The 18,953-nt window shown below is 58.5% G+C and carries 19 protein-coding genes; 3 read left to right on the forward strand and 16 right to left on the reverse strand.

What is annotated here, in order from left to right; all coding sequences use genetic code 11:
* Positions 1–125: 125 nt before the first annotated feature.
* The 15 genes from ACQ4MY_RS24245 to ACQ4MY_RS24315 all read right to left on the reverse strand — a co-directional run bounded on the left by ACQ4MY_RS24245 (position 126) and on the right by ACQ4MY_RS24315 (position 13,922).
* Complete coding sequence (locus tag ACQ4MY_RS24245) at positions 126–998, reverse strand: transporter substrate-binding domain-containing protein (RefSeq protein ID WP_212546434.1); 873 nt, start codon at positions 996–998, stop codon at positions 126–128.
* Positions 995–1,777, reverse strand: coding sequence for an amino acid ABC transporter ATP-binding protein (locus ACQ4MY_RS24250; protein ID WP_158830843.1), 783 nt, complete (start codon positions 1,775–1,777; stop codon positions 995–997). Before ACQ4MY_RS24250 ends, ACQ4MY_RS24245 begins: the two co-directional genes overlap by 4 nt.
* Positions 1,774–2,433: an amino acid ABC transporter permease gene (locus ACQ4MY_RS24255; protein WP_053116496.1), complete on the reverse strand. Its 660-nt coding sequence runs from the start codon at positions 2,431–2,433 to the stop codon at positions 1,774–1,776. The genes ACQ4MY_RS24250 and ACQ4MY_RS24255 overlap by 4 nt, the downstream gene beginning before the upstream one ends.
* On the reverse strand, positions 2,414–3,079 hold the full coding sequence (locus ACQ4MY_RS24260; RefSeq protein WP_440096713.1) for an amino acid ABC transporter permease: 666 nt from the start codon (positions 3,077–3,079) through the stop codon (positions 2,414–2,416). The genes ACQ4MY_RS24255 and ACQ4MY_RS24260 overlap by 20 nt, the downstream gene beginning before the upstream one ends.
* Positions 3,080–3,652: 573 nt before the next feature.
* Positions 3,653–4,450, reverse strand: a complete 798-nt coding sequence (locus ACQ4MY_RS24265; RefSeq protein ID WP_007918708.1) for a MetQ/NlpA family ABC transporter substrate-binding protein — start codon at positions 4,448–4,450, stop codon at positions 3,653–3,655.
* Between the two features lie 260 nt (positions 4,451–4,710).
* Complete coding sequence (locus ACQ4MY_RS24270; protein ID WP_440096714.1) at positions 4,711–5,631, reverse strand: sigma 54-interacting transcriptional regulator; 921 nt, start codon at positions 5,629–5,631, stop codon at positions 4,711–4,713.
* 52 nt (positions 5,632–5,683) lie between these two features.
* On the reverse strand, positions 5,684–6,265 hold the full coding sequence (locus ACQ4MY_RS24275) for an alpha/beta hydrolase (protein WP_440096715.1): 582 nt from the start codon (positions 6,263–6,265) through the stop codon (positions 5,684–5,686).
* 272 nt (positions 6,266–6,537) lie between these two features.
* Positions 6,538–6,939 carry an ExbD/TolR family protein gene (locus tag ACQ4MY_RS24280; protein ID WP_003220570.1) on the reverse strand — a complete coding sequence of 134 codons (402 nt, stop codon included), beginning with the start codon at positions 6,937–6,939 and terminating at the stop codon, positions 6,538–6,540.
* A gap of 1 nt (position 6,940) precedes the next feature.
* A complete protein-coding gene (locus ACQ4MY_RS24285) occupies positions 6,941–7,666 on the reverse strand; it encodes a MotA/TolQ/ExbB proton channel family protein (protein WP_440096716.1) in 726 nt (241 codons plus the stop codon).
* A gap of 45 nt (positions 7,667–7,711) precedes the next feature.
* A complete protein-coding gene (locus ACQ4MY_RS24290) occupies positions 7,712–8,524 on the reverse strand; it encodes an energy transducer TonB (protein ID WP_440096717.1) in 813 nt (270 codons plus the stop codon).
* A 262-nt stretch (positions 8,525–8,786) separates the two neighbouring features.
* On the reverse strand, positions 8,787–9,122 hold the full coding sequence (locus ACQ4MY_RS24295) for a hypothetical protein (protein ID WP_440096718.1): 336 nt from the start codon (positions 9,120–9,122) through the stop codon (positions 8,787–8,789).
* A 65-nt stretch (positions 9,123–9,187) separates the two neighbouring features.
* Positions 9,188–9,511, reverse strand: coding sequence for a hypothetical protein (locus ACQ4MY_RS24300; protein WP_008081770.1), 324 nt, complete (start codon positions 9,509–9,511; stop codon positions 9,188–9,190).
* 166 nt (positions 9,512–9,677) lie between these two features.
* Entirely contained in the window at positions 9,678–10,004 is a 327-nt protein-coding gene (locus ACQ4MY_RS24305) for a hypothetical protein (protein WP_008081769.1), read from the reverse strand.
* A gap of 190 nt (positions 10,005–10,194) precedes the next feature.
* On the reverse strand, positions 10,195–11,538 hold the full coding sequence (locus tag ACQ4MY_RS24310; protein WP_440096719.1) for an aryl-sulfate sulfotransferase: 1,344 nt from the start codon (positions 11,536–11,538) through the stop codon (positions 10,195–10,197).
* A 23-nt stretch (positions 11,539–11,561) separates the two neighbouring features.
* Entirely contained in the window at positions 11,562–13,922 is a 2,361-nt protein-coding gene (locus ACQ4MY_RS24315) for a TonB-dependent receptor (RefSeq protein ID WP_440096720.1), read from the reverse strand.
* 165 nt (positions 13,923–14,087) lie between these two features.
* On the opposite strand from ACQ4MY_RS24315, the gene ACQ4MY_RS24320 reads away from it, so the two are divergent.
* Positions 14,088–15,032: a LysR family transcriptional regulator gene (locus tag ACQ4MY_RS24320; protein ID WP_440096721.1), complete on the forward strand. Its 945-nt coding sequence runs from the start codon at positions 14,088–14,090 to the stop codon at positions 15,030–15,032.
* 145 nt (positions 15,033–15,177) lie between these two features.
* Positions 15,178–16,794 carry an alkaline phosphatase family protein gene (locus tag ACQ4MY_RS24325; RefSeq protein ID WP_440096722.1) on the forward strand — a complete coding sequence of 539 codons (1,617 nt, stop codon included), beginning with the start codon at positions 15,178–15,180 and terminating at the stop codon, positions 16,792–16,794.
* A gap of 107 nt (positions 16,795–16,901) precedes the next feature.
* Here the strand turns inward: ACQ4MY_RS24325 and ACQ4MY_RS24330 are convergent, their stop codons facing one another.
* Positions 16,902–17,822, reverse strand: coding sequence for a TauD/TfdA dioxygenase family protein (locus ACQ4MY_RS24330; RefSeq protein ID WP_008081764.1), 921 nt, complete (start codon positions 17,820–17,822; stop codon positions 16,902–16,904).
* A gap of 180 nt (positions 17,823–18,002) precedes the next feature.
* Here ACQ4MY_RS24330 and ACQ4MY_RS24335 point away from each other — a divergent pair, with 180 nt between their 5' ends.
* Entirely contained in the window at positions 18,003–18,923 is a 921-nt protein-coding gene (locus ACQ4MY_RS24335; RefSeq protein ID WP_008081763.1) for a LysR family transcriptional regulator, read from the forward strand.
* Positions 18,924–18,953: the final 30 nt, after the last annotated feature.

Here is an 18,953-nt window from a genome sequence, read left to right on the forward strand (position 1 = left end):
GGGTAACAGTGTTCAAAAGCCGGTTGAATGATGGGGCGAGTCCATACATAGGAGCTGCCGCAGGCTGCGATCTTTTGCCCTTCAATCAATCCCTTCAATCAATCCCTTCAATCAACCCCTGCAAATCAGCCCTGCCACTTGCCACCCTCGACAATCACGCTCTCAGGCTTGGTGTCATCGCTCAGTTCTTTACGCACATATTGGTCATACAGCTTGAGCAGGTATTTCTCCTCACCGAGCTTGGTCAACTCGGTATTCACCCAGTCACGCAATTCGATATTGCCCTTCTTCACCGCCGGCGCGATCGGTGCCTCGGCGCCGAGCTTGTCATCCAGCACGCGGTAGCCCGGGTTCTGCTTGGCCCAACTGAACAGCACCAGGTTGTCTTGCGCGTAGGCATCGCCACGGCCATTGGCCAGGGCTTGCAGCGACTCGGAGTTCTTTTCGAACTTGAGCAGTTTCCAGTCAGGGTGGTTCTTGGTCAGCCAGATATCGGCGGTGGTGCCGGTGGTGACGATGGTGGTGCGGGTCGCCAGGTCATCAAGGTTTTTCACCGAGCTGCTCTGCGGCACCAGCGCCTGCACTGCGACCTTGAGGTTCGGGTTGGTGAATTCCACCGCTTCCTTGCGCTCCGGCGTCACGGTCATGTTGGCGAGGATCAGGTCGACCTTGTCGCTCTGCAGAAACGGAATGCGGCTCGCCGGTTCGACGGCAACGAACTCGACCTTGTTTTCATCGCCGAGCAGATCCTTGGCGAAACGCCGGCCGATGTCGGTATCAAAGCCGACGTAACGCCCGGCCTCATCGACAAAACCGAACGGCGGCTTGTCGGTAAACACGCCGACGATCAGTTTGTCGCGGGCCTTGATCTTGTCCAGGTAGCCCGCCGGCGCGGTGCTTTCGCTGGCGACTTTCGGCTTTGGCGGTTCTTCGGTTTTGCTGCAACCGGCAAGTAAGGCGAGGCTCAGTAGGGGCAGTAAAAAAGCGGCAGTTTTCATAACAGTTCCAGTTCCTTTGTCGGATTCGTTTTTGGCAGTGTTGCAACGAAGGAGAACTTCTCCAGAAACTGCTGCGCGCGTGCGGTTTGCGGGTTCGTAAAGAAAATCTCGGGTGGGGTCTGTTCAAGGATGCGCCCGGCATCCATGAATACGATGCGGTCAGCCACCGCGCGGGCGAAGGCCATTTCGTGGGTGACGATCAACAGGGTCATGCCTTCGCGGGCCAGGCCCTGGATGACCTGCAAGACTTCCTTGACCATTTCCGGGTCGAGGGCGGCGGTGACTTCATCGAAGAGCATCACGCGCGGGTTCATGCACAGCGAACGGACGATGGCGATACGTTGCTGCTGACCACCGGAGAGCTGACGCGGGAAGGCGTCGCGCTTGTCCAGAAGTCCCACGCGCTCAAGCAACGCCTCGGCTTGCTGCTGCGCTTCGCGGCGCTGACGCTTTTGCACTTTCAGCGGGCCGAGCAGCAAATTGTCGAGCACGCTCATGTGCGGGAACAGGTGATAGCTCTGGAAAACCATGCCGATCTGCTGGCGGATCTCGCGCCAGTCGGTGGCCTTGTCCAGCAGTTCGCGGCCGACAAATTTCAGGCTGCCGCTGTGCGCCTCTTCCAGACCATTGAGGCAACGCAGCAAGGTGCTTTTGCCGCAACCGCTGGGGCCGAGGATGACGATCACTTCACCGCTCTGCACCTGCAGATCAATGCCGTTGAGCACTTGCTGCTCGCCATAGAATTTGTTGAAACCGTGAAACTCGATCAATGCGCTCATGCTTGCGTCCAGCGCCGCTCCAGCACGCGCGAAGCGGCCGACAGCGGGTAGCAGATGAAAAAGAAAAACAGAAACAGCACGCCGTAGATCAGCACCGATTCGTAGGTGCGTTCGATGATCTGCTGGCCGACCTTGATTACGTCAACCACACCGATCAACACCGCCAGCGAACTGGTCTTGATGATCCGCGTGTAGACGTTGATGGTCGGCGGCGTCATGCGTTTCAGCGCTTGCGGCAGCAATACGTAGCCATAAAGTTGCGCGGCGTTCAGGCCAATCGACAGCCCCGCCTCACGCTGCCCGCGCGGCAACGAATGCAGCGCACCGCGCGCCACTTCGCCGACCTCGCTGGCGCCCCACAGCGACAGCACCAGCACTGCGCACCAAAAACTCGGAATGCTCAGGCCGAAGAAAATCGGCAAGCCGAAGAACAACAGGTACAACCAGACCAGCACCGGAATCGCCCGGAACAGCTCCAGATACACCCGCAGAATCGCGTTCAACCACGTCACGTTCAACGTGCGCAATACACCGTAGAGCACGCCGCCGACGGTGCTGATGGCGATGCTCAGAAACGAGATCGACAAGGTTTGCCCGGCGCCTTTGGCCAGTTGCGGCAACGACACCCAGAGCAGTTCAAGACCCGAACTGGCCATGCTGGAGCCTCCTTTCCAGACGGCTGAGCAACAGCGACAGCGGCAAGAACAACAGCACGCAGATCAGTGTCAGCACGGCGAGCATTTCGTAGGTTTTGTAGTAGAGCGCGATGTAGCTTTTGGTGGTGTAGAGAATTTCCGGCACTGCCACCGCCGAGACCACGGTGGTTTCCTTGAGCAGAAAAATGAAATTGGCGAACAACGACGGCAGGCTGAGGATCCCCGCTTGCGGCAGGATCACGTAGCGCAGCAACTGACCGTGGGACAGGCCGATCGAACGCCCGGACTCCAGTTGCGCCTGTGGCACCGCATCGACGCCGGCCCGCAGCACTTCGGTGAGGTAGGCGCCGCCGAGGAAGGTCATGGTGATGATCGCAGCGGTGAAACCGGACACCTGGATTCCCACTGCAGGCAAGGCGAAGTAGACGAAGAACAACTGGATCAGCAGCGGCGTGTTACGCGCCAGCTCTACGTACAGGCCGACCAGCTTTTGCAGGTAAGGCGTGCGGAACACCAGAATCGTCGCGTTGAGCAGCGCCACCAGCAATGAGGTGCCAATGGCGATAAAACCCACCTGCATCGTCACGCCCACGGCTTTGAGAAACGCCGGCAGGGTGCTGAGGATAAAAGCGTAATCGAAGGTCATGAAACGTCCTGGACGTCGCTCGGTAAGCGACGGTGGTGCAGTCCGTGGACAGCGGATGGCTGTCCGGCAAGCACCGACTTTATAGGTATAAAAACAAGAATTTAAATACCGTTAAAGCATATTGATATCACCCAAAAAACTATCCTGTCGATTTGCCGGGAAGAAAGAAGAAGGCTATTTTCCCTAGCGCTGTAGGAAGGATCTTTTTTTCATAAAAGCCCTCCAAGGACGAACAGCTTTTGGCCAGACTCCCCGGCCGAACCCATTACAAGGAAGACAACATGGACGTAAAAGTGCCGCAGCGACTGGATCCGCAGGAGATTGTGAAATTGTTGGTGGCGTTGCGCCGGGCGTTGAAGGCTGGTGTGGCCTGAGCAATAAAGATCAAAAGATCGCAGCCTTCGGCAGCTCCTACAGGTGTTCATTTCCCTGTAGGAGCTGCCGAAGGCTGCGATCTTTTGCTTCTGGCTGCTGATTTTGTGAATTTACAAATCCAGCACACACAAAAACGCCGATGCCCATCACTGGCCATCGGCGTTTTCACACCTTGAAGGGGGTGGTTCAAGCGTCAAATCAGAACGCCGGCAGTACCGCGCCGTTGTATTTCTTCTCGATGAACGCTTTGACTTCCGGGCTGGTCAGGGCTTTGGCCAGTTTCTGGATCGCGTCGCTGTTCTTGTTGTCCTCACGGGCCACCAGGAAGTTCACGTACGGCGAGTCAGCACCTTCAATCACCAGCGCATCTTTCTGCGGGTTCAACTTGGCTTCCAGCGCGTAGTTGGTGTTGATCATGTCCAGATCAACTTCCTTCAGAACGCGTGGCAGCAGCGCCGATTCCAGTTCCTTGAACTTGAAGTTGTGCGGGTTCTTGGCGATGTCTTTCGGCGTTGCCAGAGCGTTTTTCGGGTCTTTCAGCTCGATCAGGCCGGCCTTCTGCAGCAGGATCAGCGCACGGCCGCTGTTGCTGCCTTCGTTGGGGATGGCGATGGTCGCGCCGTCCGGCAGTTCAGCCAGGGTCTTGTACTTGCTCGAGTAGCCACCGAACGGTTCAACGTGCACACCTTGCACGGTCACCAGGTACTTGGACTTGTCGTCCTTGTATTTACCCTGGTTGAAGCTGTTCAGGTACGGCAGGGTCTGGAAGTAGTTGGCGTCCAGACGCTTCTCGCCCACTTGTACGTTCGGCTGAACGTAGTCGGTGAACACTTTGATTTCCAGATCCACGCCTTCTTTGGCGAGGGTCGGTTTGATCAGCTCAAGAATTTCAGCGTGCGGGACCGGGGTCGCGGCAACCACCAGTTTCTCGCCGGCGTTGGCCAGAGAAGCAGTCAGAGCGGCCGCCAATGCGGTAAACAACAGAACCTTTTTCATGCAGTGTCCTTATCGAAAATCACGGTCGCAAATGGCGACGGCATTTAATACGAGTGCCAGTGAAGTGCTATCTCTGGCGTGAAGCGGACAATACCGGGATTTTTTATTCCCGGACAATAACGTTTATTCACGTTGTTATTCCATTTTGCTCATACACGCAGGCTAGACATGTAGGAGCTGCCGCAGGCTGCGATCTTTTGATTTTCAACAAGTTAAAACGTTGAAAAGCAAGATCAAAGGATCGCAGGCTTCGCCAGCTCCTACAGGAGGCCGGTGTTTTTCAGGAGTTTTTTGAGGGCGGCTTGGTCAGCCGTGGAGCCGGTGGCGATGATCTGGTTGATCTGGGCCTCGATCTGCGTCAGTAGCGGCGGCAGGTTCAGGTGTTCCGGCAAAATCTCGTCGCCGGTGCTCACCAACAAGGCAAAGTGAATGACGTTTTCCAGCTCGCGGGTGTTGCCCGGCCAGCTGTGTTGTTCGAGCACGTACTGCGCCGCTTCGCTGATCAGCGGTACCGGCAGATCCAGACGCTGGCTGTAGATGCCGAGAAAATACTCGGCCAGCGAGAGGATATCGCCGGTGCGCGCGCGCAAGGCCGGCAGTTCGAGATGGCCTTCGCTGAGGTAGTGATAGAGGCGCTCGTGGAATTTCCCGGCGTCCACCGCTTGTGCCAGATCAATGCTGGTGGCGGCGACCAGGCGCACGTCGACCGGACTCGGCTGATGCGCGCCGACACGGGTGACTTCATGGTTTTCCAACGCGGCGAGCAATTTGATCTGGATCGGCAGCGGCAAGTCGCCGATTTCATCCAGGTACAGGGTGCCGCCGTTAGCCGACCCGAACCAACCGGCGCGACTGCTGGCCGAGCCGCTAAACGTGCCGGCGGCATAGCCGAACAGTTCGGCATCGGCGTAGGTCGGGCTGATCGCGCCGCAATTGACCGAGACGAACAAACCGCTGCGATCACTGGCGCGGTGGATATGGCGGGCGAGCAGTTCTTTACCGGTTCCGGTCTCGCCGCGGATCAACACCGAGATCGAGCGCGGTGCCAGTTGTTCCAGTTCTTCACGCAACTGACGCGAGCGCGGATCGACGAACACCAGCGCCTTGGCGCGAATGCTCAGGGGGCTTTTTTCCGCATCGGGAAAGGTCAGCAACGGCTGACCGAAAGTTTCAAAACTCATGGCAGACTCCCGCCCAAAACCGCCGGGAGACGGGGGCGATCAAAGAAAAAAATCAGGCGCGACGGCGGGCGTGGTGTTCCATACGGTTTTGCAGGCGATAGAGATACGCAAAACCCTGCTCCCAACGCTGATGCCCGGACTTCACATTGATGTGCCCGGCACCGGCAAGAATTCCCGCCTCGGCGCCCCAGTTGCGCGCCAGCTCCATGGCACGCGGCGCACTCACGGCCGCATCGTTGTCGGAGCTGACCACCTGGCTCGGGAATGGCAGCAAATCAGTCGGGATCGGTGCGAAATTGCGCAGCGCGGGTACGCAGGCCGGACGTTCGACATCGGCCGGCGCGACCAGCAAGGCACCGCGCACCTGACGCAGATAGTGCAGCGGCGCAGTGGCTGCCCAATGGGCAACGGTGATGCAGCCGAGACTGTGTGCGATGAGAATCACCGGCGTGCTGTCGGCGGCAATCGCCTCGGCCAGGGCCGCGACCCAGTCTTCACGACGCGGCGTCAGCCAATCGGCCTGTTCGACCCGCGCACTGTTCGGCAGGCTATTCTGCCAATGGCTTTGCCAATGATCTTCTGGCGATCCTTGCCAGCCCGGCACAATCAGGTAGCGGATTGATTCGTTGCGCATGGGGAGCTCTCCTGCGTCGTGTCTGTTCCTGAACGAGTATAGGGAGGGGATTTATATTCGTTAAGGAATAAGAAGCTATTTATTAAGACCTGAATTGCATATACAAAACCCTATGTAGGAGCTGCCGAAGGCTGCGATCTTTTGATCTTGTTTTTTAAAAATCAAAATCAACAGATCGCAGCCTTCGGCAGCTCCTACAGGGCTGATGTTCGACCAATAAAAAAAGGGCCGCACCCTGCCAAGGAGACGGCCCCGGAAAAACGTAAATCCTGTTACCGCGCGGTGATCACCGACAATTTGGTAATCCCCGCCCGCTCGATCGAAGCCATGGCGCGCGCCACTTCGCCGTAGTTCACCCCATCATCCGCCTGCAACTGCACGCGCACTTCCGGGTCCTTGGCCTTGGCCGACTTGAGGTTGAATTCCAGCAAGTCCGGCTGAATCTCATCCTTGTTGATAAACAGCTTGCCGGCGCCATCGATGCTCACCACCAGCGGGTCCTTCTGCTCGACCGGCGCCACCGCTTCGGTCTTCGGCAGGTTGATCGGTATCGCGTTGGTCAGCAGCGGCGCGGTGACGATAAACACCACCAGCAGCACCAGCATCACGTCCACCAGCGGGGTCACGTTGATCTCGCTGAGCACCTCATCACTGTCTTGCGTGGAGAAGGCCATATCAGGACGCCTCCTTCACTTTTGCCGCGTTGCCCGGCGCTGCGACCTTGTGCGCAGTCGGGTGGATCAACACGCGGAACGAGCTCTTCTGCGCCAGGCTGTAGAAGTCGTGGGCGAAGTCATCCAGATCCGCCGCGGTCAGTTTCAGACGACGCAAAAAGTAGTTGTAAACCAGCACCGCCGGCACCGCGACGGCGATCCCCACACCCGTTGCAACCAGCGCTGCACCGATCGGGCCGGCAACCGTTTCCAGGCTCGCCGAACCGGCCGCGCTGATGCCTTTCAACGCTTCCATGATTCCCCACACCGTGCCGAACAAACCAATGAACGGCGACGTACTGCCAATACTGGCGACTACTGCCAGACCGGTTTCCAGCGAACGACGCTCACGGACGATCTGCTGGCGCAACGCGCGCTCCAGTCGATCCTGATGGTTGATCGCCTGGCTCAAATCCGTGGCCTGTGGCGCCTCACCCACTTGAATCGCTGCGTAACCAGCCTGCGCTACTCGTGCTGCGGCACCGGGTTGGGTCTCGCTCAATTCAGCAGCGGAATCGAGACTCGACGCCGCCCAGAAACGTTTATGAAACTTGCGATCCTGTGCCTTCAGACGACCGAACTGCACAGCCTTGAGCAATGCCAGCCCCCAGGTGGCGACGGAAAAAACCACCAGCAGCCAGATCACCGCGCTTTCGATGGATTCCAGTGGAGATGCCAGTAACGTCATGATGTATTCCCTCGTGTAAACGTTTCGCGCGAATTTGGTTGCGGTTTAATGAATCTTGAAATCGATGGGTACGCTGACCCAGCCGTCCTGGGCAACATCGCCCTGCTTGGCCGGGACGAAACTCCAACGTTTGACGGCGCTTAAGGCCGCGTCGTCGAGCTGTTGCCGGCCACTGCTTTTTGCTATCTGAATCTCACCCGGTTTGCCGCTGGCCAACACATGCACGCGCAGCAGCACCGTGCCTTCCCAACCGCGACGCTGAGCCAGTGACGGGTATTCCGGCGCCGGGTTTTTCAAGTACGCGGCGTTGGCCGAAGCGGGCGTCACCGGAGCAGGCGCCGGTGGTGCTGGTGGCGCGGGCGCAGCGACCGGGGCTGCCGGTTGGGGTGGCGCCGGTGGTTGCTCGACCGCTTTCGGTGCCGGTTTCGGCGGCTGTTTAACCACCGGTTTCGGTTTTGGAATCGGCTTCGGCGGTGGTGGAGGTTTTACCGCCAGTTCGTCTTCCACCGGCGGCGGAGGCTCGACCACCGGTGCCGGTGGTGGCGGCACGACGACCGGTGGCGCAGGCGGTGCCGGACGCGAGAATTCGATGGTCATCGGTGGAATTTCCGGCGGTACGATCGGCAGCACCGGCGTCGGCTTCTGGCTGATCCAGTAGATCACCGCGCCATGCGCCAACAACGCCAGCACACCCAGCAGAATCGCTTCGCGCCGGCTCAGAATGCCCTTGGGTGCACGTTGCAGGCGCAACTGCCCCAACGGCACACGATGGGGCCGGCCGAGATCGACCAATTCGCCACTCGGTGCCTGGCGCCACAGCACCTCCTGTGCACTGGCGGCGGTCTGGACATTGCCCATTGATTAACTCCCTGCGGTCTTTTTGCGAAGTACCGGACAGATCGCCGCTACATCCCCCGGGCGACCGGTCGTTGGGTGAATCATTGGAGCAATCGTTTATCTCCGAAAGTAATTTTTATCGATTTATTTAGATCATTAAGGAATATTAATTCTGCTCGTTTCGCTGTGAGCCCCGGCGGGTAAAGGCTTGCGCCACAGTGGAAATTTACAATGCTTTTCAAGCATGAAAAATATTCGGCGAAGGCATGTGAAAACCCTCGTTTCAAGGCGTTTGGCGGATAAATTCGCGGGCTGTCAGGCCGACGTTTCCGTTATTTGCGACATCAGTCCCCATGGCCCTCAGCCGCGTGTACCGCTGATCAGCAGAAAACAGCACCCAGGCCTGCGCCATGCCCGAGGCAAATCCGACACTGAAACTGATGGCTACCGGGCCAGAGGAAAGGCCATGCTTGAAGTGATAATTGGCAAATCCCAAGGGATATTCGATCCCAGCCAGCGACAGCGTTCCGCTGCAAGTGCCGTGGCTGTCGTCGCCCTCTTCGAGGGTCAGCGTCGTGTTGGAAGATTCGTGGCGATACACGCCGTTGATTGCGGACATGGTCAGCATCCTTGCTAAAGATTGAAAAAACACCGTCGGCGCTGCCGACGGCTGCGCCTGAAGAGTCAGGGGTGACGACGGAAGTCAGCGGGCAGGCTACTGAGCACGCCATCGAAGGTGACCCGGACGCAATGCCCACGGAGTTCGTGGGTACCCCGCGTCGATGAAAACAGTGACAGGGCGAAATACCCGTGGTCTTCCTGCGCTGCGATCAAGGTGACCGTGGTGGGGGGCTGATAGCCGTTCAGATGGGTGTAACGACCATTGATGATCGCGTAATCAACACCACCGTAATGCAGGGTGCCGCGAAAACTGCCGGTGCGGTCGTCAGAGTCGACGATCGTCAAGGTGGGGCCAGCAAACGTGCTGGAATAAAAAGCGTTTTGCATGGGAAGTGTCATCGCTGCGTGCGGGATTGCGAAACGAGCTTAATAGCGTCTCGCGGTAAACGCTGTCATCCACAGGTAGCCTGCTTCATATGAAAACTACTTATTTCCTGTACGAAAAAGCCGCCAGGCTTCTTGAAAGTCTGGCGGCTTTTTTATTACAAGGGGATTACTGTTTTACAAACTCTCCGGCCAAACCCACTACATCACCATCAAAGTTAGTGCGTGAGCCCACTGCACGAACTTTTGAATAGTTATGATCCGGCGAGAACAAGGTCCAGGACTGATAACCCGTGCCTTCATTCAACGCCGCGAATGTGATGATCGTAGGCTGCCCGGTGCTGTTCTGGAAATGGTAGTGACCGTACGCAATGTCGTAATTCACGCCGTTCTGGCTGAACTTGCCGCTGAACGTGCCGTTGGAGTCGTTGCCATCGGTAATCGTCAGTTTGGCGCCAGCGTTAGCGTTTACATAATTGCCATTAATGCTCGACATGATGCGACTTCCTTTATCGTTGGGATAAGTGTCTTCCGATGAGAGCAAGTTTCCTCCTGGAAACTCACGACTCAGAGAATGGTTCGACATTCCCCTGCTGTCCATGTGAGCAACTAACTAAATTGCAATAAGTACTGTTCGAGTTACTCATAACTTATTGCCAATCAGTCGAACATTAATTCCAAATCAACTAACGGCTGGCGTTGGTCTGTTGCACACCGTTGGCAGGCGCAATCACCGCCGTTTCCGAACGTGGCGTGCCGACGGGCACCCAGTCATAACTCACAGGTAACGCGCGATAGACCCAGTTGCTGATGGCGTCGCTGCCCGGCGCCCTGCCGAGGTACGGACTGACGTATTCCCAGACGTTTTCACCGCTGGCCGTGACCTGGAAAAAACGCCCGTTCATGCCTTCGTCGATCAACGTGTTGCCGTTGGGCAAACGCCGCGCGCTGCTGATAAACGAACTGTAAAACGCCCACCCCGGTTGCTTCGAATTGGCGGCGCTGTACTGCCAGACGATTTCGTTTTTCACCGGGTCGATTTCCAGCACCCGTGAACCGGAGATCAGCCCCAGAGTGACGTTCGGATAACCTGCCGACCCCTGATTGTCGAACACCAGCACATTGCCGGCGCCAGGCAGTCCGGCAGGAATGATGTGGGCGTCATGCTGGCCGACAAACTGATCCACTGGGCGCGGCAGTGTCCGGGGCGCTTTCGGATTGATCAGCGGCAGATTCGGCCCGAGGCGCCAGACCACTTTGCCGCTGCTTTTGTCGATGATCGCGATGAAGTTGGCGTTGCGTGAATCAAACAGCAGGTTGTCCGGATTGAAGCGTTTATCACCGGCATCGAACCATTTGTTCGGCCCAACCACACTGAGGTTGTTGATGTGCAGATAATCGGCATCCTCGCTCCCTCGCACCAGTTTCAATTGCTCTGGCGTGAAGCCGAATTCGTTGAGGTGCTCCGACGCCAGCCACTGCCATTTCACCGCACCGTCGGGACCGACCTCATAGATCGCATCGTCGATCACCTCGGGCACTTTGAAGCCTTTGACCTTGTGCACTTTGTTTGCCAGAACGACGGTGTTGCCGTTGCTCAAGCGGCGCTGATCATGATGCTGCTGCGCCGCGCCACCGGGCGCCTTGTCGCCCCACTGCCAGACGACTTTGCCATTCCAGTCCAGCTCGCCGATGCTCTGATTGCCCAGGCCATTGCCGGCCGAACCGAGTTTGCCGGGGTCCTTGTCACTCAGTTGCAGCAGCACATGCCCGCGCTCACCGCCGACCAGTTTCGGGTCGATGATCGCTGAGGGAAAACCTGCCTGCGGCCAGTTCTTGACCTCGTTGCCGTTCATGTCGATCAGGTGCGTCTGCTTGTCGGCGCCGCTGAAAATCACGTACTGATTGAAGGCTTTGTCCGGGTCGTAACGGGTGACGCCAGTCGGGTAAACGCTCGGTGCGGCGAAGGCGCCAGCGCTAAACACCGCGCCGGACAACAACAGCGGAAAAGCCGTTTTGATGCGCAACATGATGCAGCTCCTTGAATGACTTATCAGAAGTCGTAGCGACCGGTGACGCCGAGGGTGCGCGGTGTGCCGAGCAGGCCTTCATAGCCGCCGTTGCCGCCCGTCCACAGGGTCGTGTAATAGGTTTTGTCGAAGGCGTTTTTCAGCCACAGCGAGATGTCCCACTGGCCCTGATTGAAGTCGCCACGCAGGCCGGTGGAGAGGTTGACCACGGCGTAGCTCGGGATCTGCCCGTAGTCGGAATCCTCGACCGTGCCCACCGCTTTCGAGCGGAAGGCGTAGCTGCCAGTGACGTACGGTTCAAAGCCGTTATCGAGATTCCATTTGTATTCGCCGTTGGCGTTGCCGATCCATTTCGAGGCGCCGACCACTTGATGGCCGCTGAGGTCGCAAGAGGCTGGGGCACCCGGCGCCTGGCTGATTTCCGGCGGGCACGGCGCGTCTTTGTAGGAGAGGTAGCTGACGTCGTTGAAGGAGCCGTTGAAGTTCAGCGTGAGGCCGCGCAACGGGATGATCGTGCTTTCGAACTCGACGCCGCGCGAGCGCACGGAGCCGGCGTTGGTCAGGTATTGCACGCGGTTGACGTCGTCGTAGGCGTTGGTCTGGTAGGCGTTGACCTGGGTCCAGAACACGTTGGCATTAAGCTGCAGGCGGTGATCCCACAGGGTGCTTTTAAAACCGAGTTCGGCGTTGTTCGCGCGCTCGGTGCCGATCAGCAGCGAGTCGGCGCCGGCAGTCGGTGCGGAGCCGACCGCGAGGTTAACGCCGCCGGATTTTTCACCGTGGGACAACGTCGCGTAACCGAGCACATCGTCAGTGATGCGATAGCTGAGGTTGAGCAATCCGGAAGGGCTGGAACTGTACTGATTGAGATCGCCGGAATCGTAGGCACCGGTGCGACCGCGCCGGGCCGTTGCCGCGGCGCCTGTGACAGCCGCGCCACCGACCGGCGCATCGCGAGTGACCCAGGCATTCTTCTCTTCGTAGGTGCCACGTACGCCGGCGGTGAAATCCAGACGCTCGCTGAGGTGCCAGGTGCCTTGTGCGAATAGCGCGAAACTGTCGGTCTTGATGTGACCGTTGCCGACACTGCCGACATTGGCCAACGCACCGCGCGGCGTGCCGTTCCAGATGTCCGCTTGCGGGCCGTAATAGGCGAAGGATTTGTTGTCCAGATCATTGCCGAAGTAGTAGGCGCCGACGACGTAGTCAAAGAACTCGCCCTTGGGCGACGCCAGACGAAATTCCTGTGAGTACTGTTTGTCTTCTACCGAAACACCAGCGTTGTAAGTCGCCGCGACATTGAGACCGTCGTCATTTTTCGGGGTGAAATTCCAGAAGCGATACGAGCTGATCGAGGTCAGGGTGAAATCGCTCGGCAGCGTCCAGTTGGCCTCGACTGACGTACCGCCCTGATGCACGGTGACGTGCTGGTCGTTGTCCAGGTTGACCTTGCGGTGCGAACCGTTGACCAGGGTTGCGCCAGCGGCCGCCGCGCGCGCCGAGTAGAGATTGACACCATTGATCGTCGGCCCGGTGTTGTACAACACGCGGGTGCCGGCGCTGGAATCCTCTTCGTTGTAGTCGCCGATCCAGCGCAGGTTGAAGTCTTCGTTGGGCTTGAACAGCAACTGCGCGCGGAAGCCATCGCGCGAGCCTCCGTTCAAATCATGGCCGTTGTATTCGTTCTTGATGTCGCCGTCGCTACGGGTGCGATAAGCGGAAAAACGCCCGGCCAGTTCATCGTTGAGCGGCCCGGAAATCGTGCCCTTGGTTTGAAAATAACCGTCCTCGCCGACCGAGGTTTCGATGCTGCGCTCGGGCGTGAACGTCGGCGCGCGGGTGCTGATGTTGATCACCCCGGCGGTGGTGTTTTTGCCGAACAGCGTGCCCTGCGGCCCGCGCAGAACTTCGAGTTGTTCGATGTCCATCAAGTCGAACACCGCCATGCCCGGACGGCCAAGATAAACGTTGTCGATGTACAAGCCGACGCTGCCCTCCAGACCATCGCTCGCCGGGTTGTTGCCCAGGCCTCGGATCGACACGCTGGATTGCCGCGCATGCATGTAGGCGACGTTGACGCTCGGCACCAGTTGTTGCAAATCCTGAATCCGGTAAACCCGCTGCGTTTCCAGATTCTGCCCGCTGACCACGCTCATCGGCGTTGGCACGTCTTGCGAACTTTCTTCGCGGCGGCGGGTGGTCACGGTGACCGTTTCCAACTGCGAACTGTTCGCCGCTGGTTTGCCTGCGGGTACCGGCGTCGGCGCTTGCGTTTCCGCCGCGTAGCTGTGCGTCCAGCTGGCGCTGCCTGCCAGCAACAGGGCCAGAGGCAGGCGTTTGAGCCGTCGTGGTGTTAGGGGTGACGCGAGGTTCAACGGACTCATGGCGCGGCTCCTGGTCAAAAAACACACAGACATCTTCAGCGCTGCATATTCTTTTAAGTTATTTATTTATGGATTTACAAATATTTACTGCATAAGAGATTGCCTTTATAAGGAGTCGACCTAATGCATATCCAATGCATTTCCCGGATATTTTTTATGTGAAAAATGCATATCGACTTGCGGCAACTTCGTCACTTCATCGCCCTGGCTGAGCAACGCAGCTTTGTCGCCGGCGCGCAGGCCGTGAACCTGTCGCAGTCGGCGTTCAGCCGCAGCATTCAGGCGCTTGAGCACAGCGTCGGCTGTCAGTTGGTCGACCGTGGGCGCAAGGAATTGCCGCCGACCAAACAGGGCCAGGTGCTGCTCGAACACGCGCGGCGGCTGGTCAGTGGTGCGCAGCAAATGGCCAACGAGATCAGCCAGTTCAACGGGCTGGAAGCGGGGGAATTGCGTTTTGGTTGTGGGCCGGCGCCGGCGGCGGGATTGATCCCGCGCGCGATCGGCAGCTTTATCGGTCGCTATCCGAAGGCGCGGGTGCAGTTTCAAGTCGAGGATTGGCGGAGTCTGAGCAAGCGCTTATTGAGCGAAGAGTTTGAATTCTTCGTGGCTGACACGCGGCATTTCGAGGCGGACCCGGATTACCAGACGCATCGATTGCGGCCGCGCAAGTGGCATTTTTGCTGCCGTGCAGGGCATCCACTCGCCGGGTTTGATCGGGTCACGGCCGAGCAGTTGATGAGCTATCCGCTGGCCGTCAGCATCCGGCCACCGAACTTGCGCAAAGTCATTGTCGACCTCAGCGGACGCCCGGATTTCACCCCGAATGTGGAGTGCGAAAACAGCTCGAGCTTGCTCAGTGTGGTGCTGCGTTCGGAGGCGATCGGGATTGTCGGCGCGTATTCGGATGCGTTGCACCAGGCCAAGGGTGAATTGGTGTGTTTGCGCATTGAAGGGTTGGCGGATGATCTGGAGGAGTTGTATACGCGTTACGGGATTGTCAGCCGGGCGGGGTATCGGTTGTCGCCGCTGGCGGAAGCGATGATTGAGCAGATCAAGGCGATTGATGCGGTGGATGAGGAGGTGTGTTCGCTGCAGAATTTGGCAGTCTGATCCACCGCTATCGCTGGCAAGCCAGCGATGGCGTCAGTGCAGGCACCGATGCATTCCCTGCATAAAACCCATTCCCCAAATGCACTTGCCGAACACCCCCGCCGACAGCGAAAACCCTCACCTGTCCCACTGACCGGTGAAACCCATGTCCACCCCGCCAAACCCCGTGCGCAACGTGCTGTACATCATGTGCGATCAACTGCGCCGCGATTACCTGTCCTGCTACGGTCATCCGCATTTGCACACGCCGAACATCGATCGCCTGGCCGCCGCCGGCGTACGTTTCAGCCGCGCCTACACCCAAGGCACGATCTGCGGACCGTCGCGGATGTCGGCCTATACCGGGCGCTATGTCAGCAGCCATCAAGTCGCCTGGAACGCCGTGCCGCTGCCGCTTGAAGAGCTGACGATCGGCGATTACCTGCGCCCTCACGGCATCCGCACCGCGCTGGTTGGCAAGACCCACGCGACCGCGAACATCGACGCCTTGCAACGCCTGGCGATCAACCCGGAGAGCGAACAGGCCGAAGTGCTCAACGAAGTAGGCTTCGAACCGTACTTTCGCCACGACGGCATTTTTCCCGATGACCCGCTGTTCGACGACAAACGCGAATCCGCGCCCTACACCCATTACTTGCGCGAACAAGGTTTCGACGGCAAAAACCCTTGGCACGACTGGGCCAACGCCGCCGAAGGCGAAAACGGTGAAATCCTCAGCGGTTGGAAAATGCGTCATGCGAATTTGCCAGCACGAATTCCCGAGCAACACTCAGAGACTGTCTACACTACAAATCGAGCCATCGACTTCATCACCGAGCAAGGCGAGAAATCGTGGTGTTTACACCTCTCCTATATCAAACCGCACTGGCCCTACATCGTACCTGCGCCGTACCACGCTTTGTACAGTACGAAATCGATTCTCGAAGCGGTCCGGGCGACGCCCTCCGAAGCCAGCAAACACCCCGTATACACTGCCTTTCGCCAGCATGAGGAAAGCCTCAACTTCTCCCGCGACTCAGTACGATTGACTGTAATTCCCACCTACATGGGCTTGATCAAGCAAGTGGATGATCAGCTCGGGCGTCTGTTCGACTTTTTGCAAAGCAACGGCCGTTGGGACGACACTCTGATCGTGTTTACCAGCGATCACGGCGACTTCCTCGGTGATCACTGGCTCGGCGAGAAGGAGTTTTTGCTGGAGCAGGCGGTGGGCGTGCCGTTGATCGTGCGCGACCCTCGGGCAGCGGCGGATATCACGCGCGGCACGGTGGATGATCGACTGGCGGAAACCATCGATGCGTTGCCGACATTTCTTGCGGCATTGGAGTTGCCGGACGCGGCGCATCGACTGGAAGGGCGCTCTTTGATCCCGCTTCTGCACGGAGAAAATCCGGACTGGCGCCGCTATGCAATCAGCGAATACGACTACGCCTTTCAGGCGCCGGCGCGCGAGCGACTGGGCCAGCCGATCGACCGTTGCCGGATGACCATGGTGCGCAGCGAGCGCTGGAAATACCTGGCGTACGACGGCTTTCGGCCGCAGCTGTTTGATCTGTTGAATGATCCGCAGGAGCTGCGTGACCTGGGTGATGACCCGGCGTTTGCGGCAGTGCGCGAGGAGCATGCGGGGTATTTGTTTGAGTGGGTGCGGGGGTTGAAGCGGAGGACGACCATCAGTCATCAAGAAATTGATTTGCGTGGGCAGCGGTTTCGTTACGGTGAGCCGGAGACCGAAAAGCTCGTGCAAATCGGCGTTTGGTGATTAAAAGCATCGCTGGCAAGCCAGCTCCCACAGGTTTTGCGTCGTTCACATCCTTTGTGTCCAACAACAATCCCTGTGGGAGCTGGCTTGCCAGCGATGGGGCCCGATCAGACGCCGACGATATCTGCGCCTTTGATGGTTTGACTGCGCTGCCCGTTCGCGCCCACCGGCACTTCACCTTTGAGTGTCACCCGACGCACTACGCGATCCTGAGTGCCGTAATCATCAATCGCGTAATGCTGCGTCGAGCGGTTATCCCAGATCGCCACGTCACCGGCCTGCCAACGCCAGCGTACGGTGTTTTCCTGGCGGATCACATGGCTCTGCAACAACCCGAACAGGTGCGCCGAATCCGCTTGCGAATAACCCTTGATGCGTTTGACGAAATGCCCCAGCAGCAAGCTCTTCTCGCCGCTGATCGGATGTACGCGCACCACCGGGTGCTCGGTCTCGTAAACGGTGGAGGTGAAGACCTTGCGATAGCGCTCCAGCTTCTCCGCGGAGACGTCCGGCTTGGCGCTGGCATAGTCGTATTCGTTGCTGTGCACGGCGACCAGTTTGTCGGCCAGCTCACGCAGCTCGGTCGGCAAGCCGTTGTACGCGGTGGCGGTGTTGGCCCACAGGGTATCGCCACCGAATGCCGGTGCCACCACCGAGCGCAGGATCGAGGCTTTCGGATAGGCGTCGACGAAGGTCACGTCAGTGTGCCAGGAGTTGGCGCGCTGACCTTCAGCGCCGTCCAGTTCGAGCAGATAACGCGTGCCTTCACGCGACGGCACGGTCGGGTGCGCCACCGGCTCGCCGAGCAGATGGGCGAAGGCTTCCTGACGCTGATCGTCGAGCTGGGTCTGTTCGCGGAAGAACACGACTTTGTACTGGATCAGCGCCTGTTGAATGGCTTCGACGGTGGCGGCGTCCAGCTCACCGGACAAATGCACACCACGAATCTCGGCGCCGATACGACCGGCCACCGGATGAATCTCCAGCGCGTGGACAGCGGGTTTTACGGCGAGTGCGGCATTGCTCATGGGTAGACCCTCATCAACTGCTTACGGTTGGCGGCAGCGAAACAACGCTCTATCTATATTCCATTTACATCTAATAGATATTCACATGCTTCGTTGACGGAATAAGAGCTTGCATTTAAAACCTCTAGCAACCCTCGTCGCAAATGCCTTCGAGCTATTTTTAGGATGCCGGAAAAGCATATGGATCTTCGCCAGTTGCGTTACTTCATCGCCCTCAACGAACACCGCAGTTTTGTCCGTGCGGCGGACGCGATGGGCATCACCCAACCGGCGTTCAGCCGCAGCATTCAAGGGCTTGAGCAAGAGTTCGGCTGCGTGCTGGTGGATCGCGGCAACAAGGATTTACGCCCCACCCCCGAAGGCCAAGTGGTGCTGCAACATGCCCTGAGCCTGGTGCAGGGCGCAGCGTTGCTCAGCGCGGAAGTGACGCAGATGACCAAGCTCGATGCCGGCGAAGTGCACTTCGGTTGCGGCCCGGCGCCAGCGGTGAAACTGGTGCCGGATGCGGTGGCGCAATTCATCAACGCGCACCCGAAAGTGCGCACCTGTTTTCAGGTGGATAACTGGGAAAAACTCAGCCGCGCGTTGAGCCGTGAAGAGATCGAATTCTTCATCGCCGACATCCGCCATTTCGAGTCCGACCCGAACTTTCAGACCCAGGCGCTGACACCCAAACGCGGGGTGTTTTTCTGCCGGCCCGGGCATCCGTTACTGGCCAAGGAAAGCCTGTCAACCAACGACATGTTCGACTACCCGTTGGCGACCACGCTGATCCCGCCGGGCATTCGCAAATTGCTGGCGAACCTCAGTGGGCGCATCGATTTTTCCCCGACCATCGAGACCGAGCATTTTCCGGCGTTGGTGAAAGTGGTGCTGCAATCGAATGCGATTGGCGTGGGCACGGAAGAGGCGTTTGTCGAGGACATTGCCAAGGGCTCGCTGGTGTTGCTGCACTGGCGCAATCTGCCGCAGAACCTGGAGAGCATGAATGCACGCTGCGGGATCGTCAGTCGCACCGGGTTCAGGTTGTCGCCAGCGGCGCGGGCGATGATCGAGACGTTGGTGGCGGTGGATCGGCAGGAAGTCAGCCTCGCTGTTTAAAGATCAAAAGATCGCAGCCTGCGGCAGCTC

This window comes from Pseudomonas sp. SM4 (assembly GCF_051913165.1).
Taxonomy (GTDB): Bacteria; Pseudomonadota; Gammaproteobacteria; order Pseudomonadales; family Pseudomonadaceae; genus Aquipseudomonas.

Coding starts and splice junctions, on each gene's coding strand:
- ACQ4MY_RS24310 (WP_440096719.1), bottom strand. CDS start 11,538: ATGTTGCGCATCAAAACGGCTTTTCCGCTGTTGTTGTCCGGCGCGGTG.
- ACQ4MY_RS24330 (WP_008081764.1), bottom strand. CDS start 17,822: ATGAGCAATGCCGCACTCGCCGTAAAACCCGCTGTCCACGCGCTGGAG.
- ACQ4MY_RS24270 (WP_440096714.1), bottom strand. CDS start 5,631: ATGAGTTTTGAAACTTTCGGTCAGCCGTTGCTGACCTTTCCCGATGCG.
- ACQ4MY_RS24320 (WP_440096721.1), top strand. CDS start 14,088: ATGCATATCGACTTGCGGCAACTTCGTCACTTCATCGCCCTGGCTGAG.
- ACQ4MY_RS24295 (WP_440096718.1), bottom strand. CDS start 9,122: ATGTCCGCAATCAACGGCGTGTATCGCCACGAATCTTCCAACACGACG.
- ACQ4MY_RS24275 (WP_440096715.1), bottom strand. CDS start 6,265: ATGCGCAACGAATCAATCCGCTACCTGATTGTGCCGGGCTGGCAAGGA.
- ACQ4MY_RS24305 (WP_008081769.1), bottom strand. CDS start 10,004: ATGTCGAGCATTAATGGCAATTATGTAAACGCTAACGCTGGCGCCAAA.
- ACQ4MY_RS24265 (WP_007918708.1), bottom strand. CDS start 4,450: ATGAAAAAGGTTCTGTTGTTTACCGCATTGGCGGCCGCTCTGACTGCT.
- ACQ4MY_RS24260 (WP_440096713.1), bottom strand. CDS start 3,079: ATGACCTTCGATTACGCTTTTATCCTCAGCACCCTGCCGGCGTTTCTC.
- ACQ4MY_RS24245 (WP_212546434.1), bottom strand. CDS start 998: ATGAAAACTGCCGCTTTTTTACTGCCCCTACTGAGCCTCGCCTTACTT.
- ACQ4MY_RS24290 (WP_440096717.1), bottom strand. CDS start 8,524: ATGGGCAATGTCCAGACCGCCGCCAGTGCACAGGAGGTGCTGTGGCGC.
- ACQ4MY_RS24300 (WP_008081770.1), bottom strand. CDS start 9,511: ATGCAAAACGCTTTTTATTCCAGCACGTTTGCTGGCCCCACCTTGACG.
- ACQ4MY_RS24325 (WP_440096722.1), top strand. CDS start 15,178: ATGTCCACCCCGCCAAACCCCGTGCGCAACGTGCTGTACATCATGTGC.
- ACQ4MY_RS24250 (WP_158830843.1), bottom strand. CDS start 1,777: ATGAGCGCATTGATCGAGTTTCACGGTTTCAACAAATTCTATGGCGAG.
- ACQ4MY_RS24335 (WP_008081763.1), top strand. CDS start 18,003: ATGGATCTTCGCCAGTTGCGTTACTTCATCGCCCTCAACGAACACCGC.
- ACQ4MY_RS24285 (WP_440096716.1), bottom strand. CDS start 7,666: ATGACGTTACTGGCATCTCCACTGGAATCCATCGAAAGCGCGGTGATC.
- ACQ4MY_RS24315 (WP_440096720.1), bottom strand. CDS start 13,922: ATGAGTCCGTTGAACCTCGCGTCACCCCTAACACCACGACGGCTCAAA.
- ACQ4MY_RS24255 (WP_053116496.1), bottom strand. CDS start 2,433: ATGGCCAGTTCGGGTCTTGAACTGCTCTGGGTGTCGTTGCCGCAACTG.
- ACQ4MY_RS24280 (WP_003220570.1), bottom strand. CDS start 6,939: ATGGCCTTCTCCACGCAAGACAGTGATGAGGTGCTCAGCGAGATCAAC.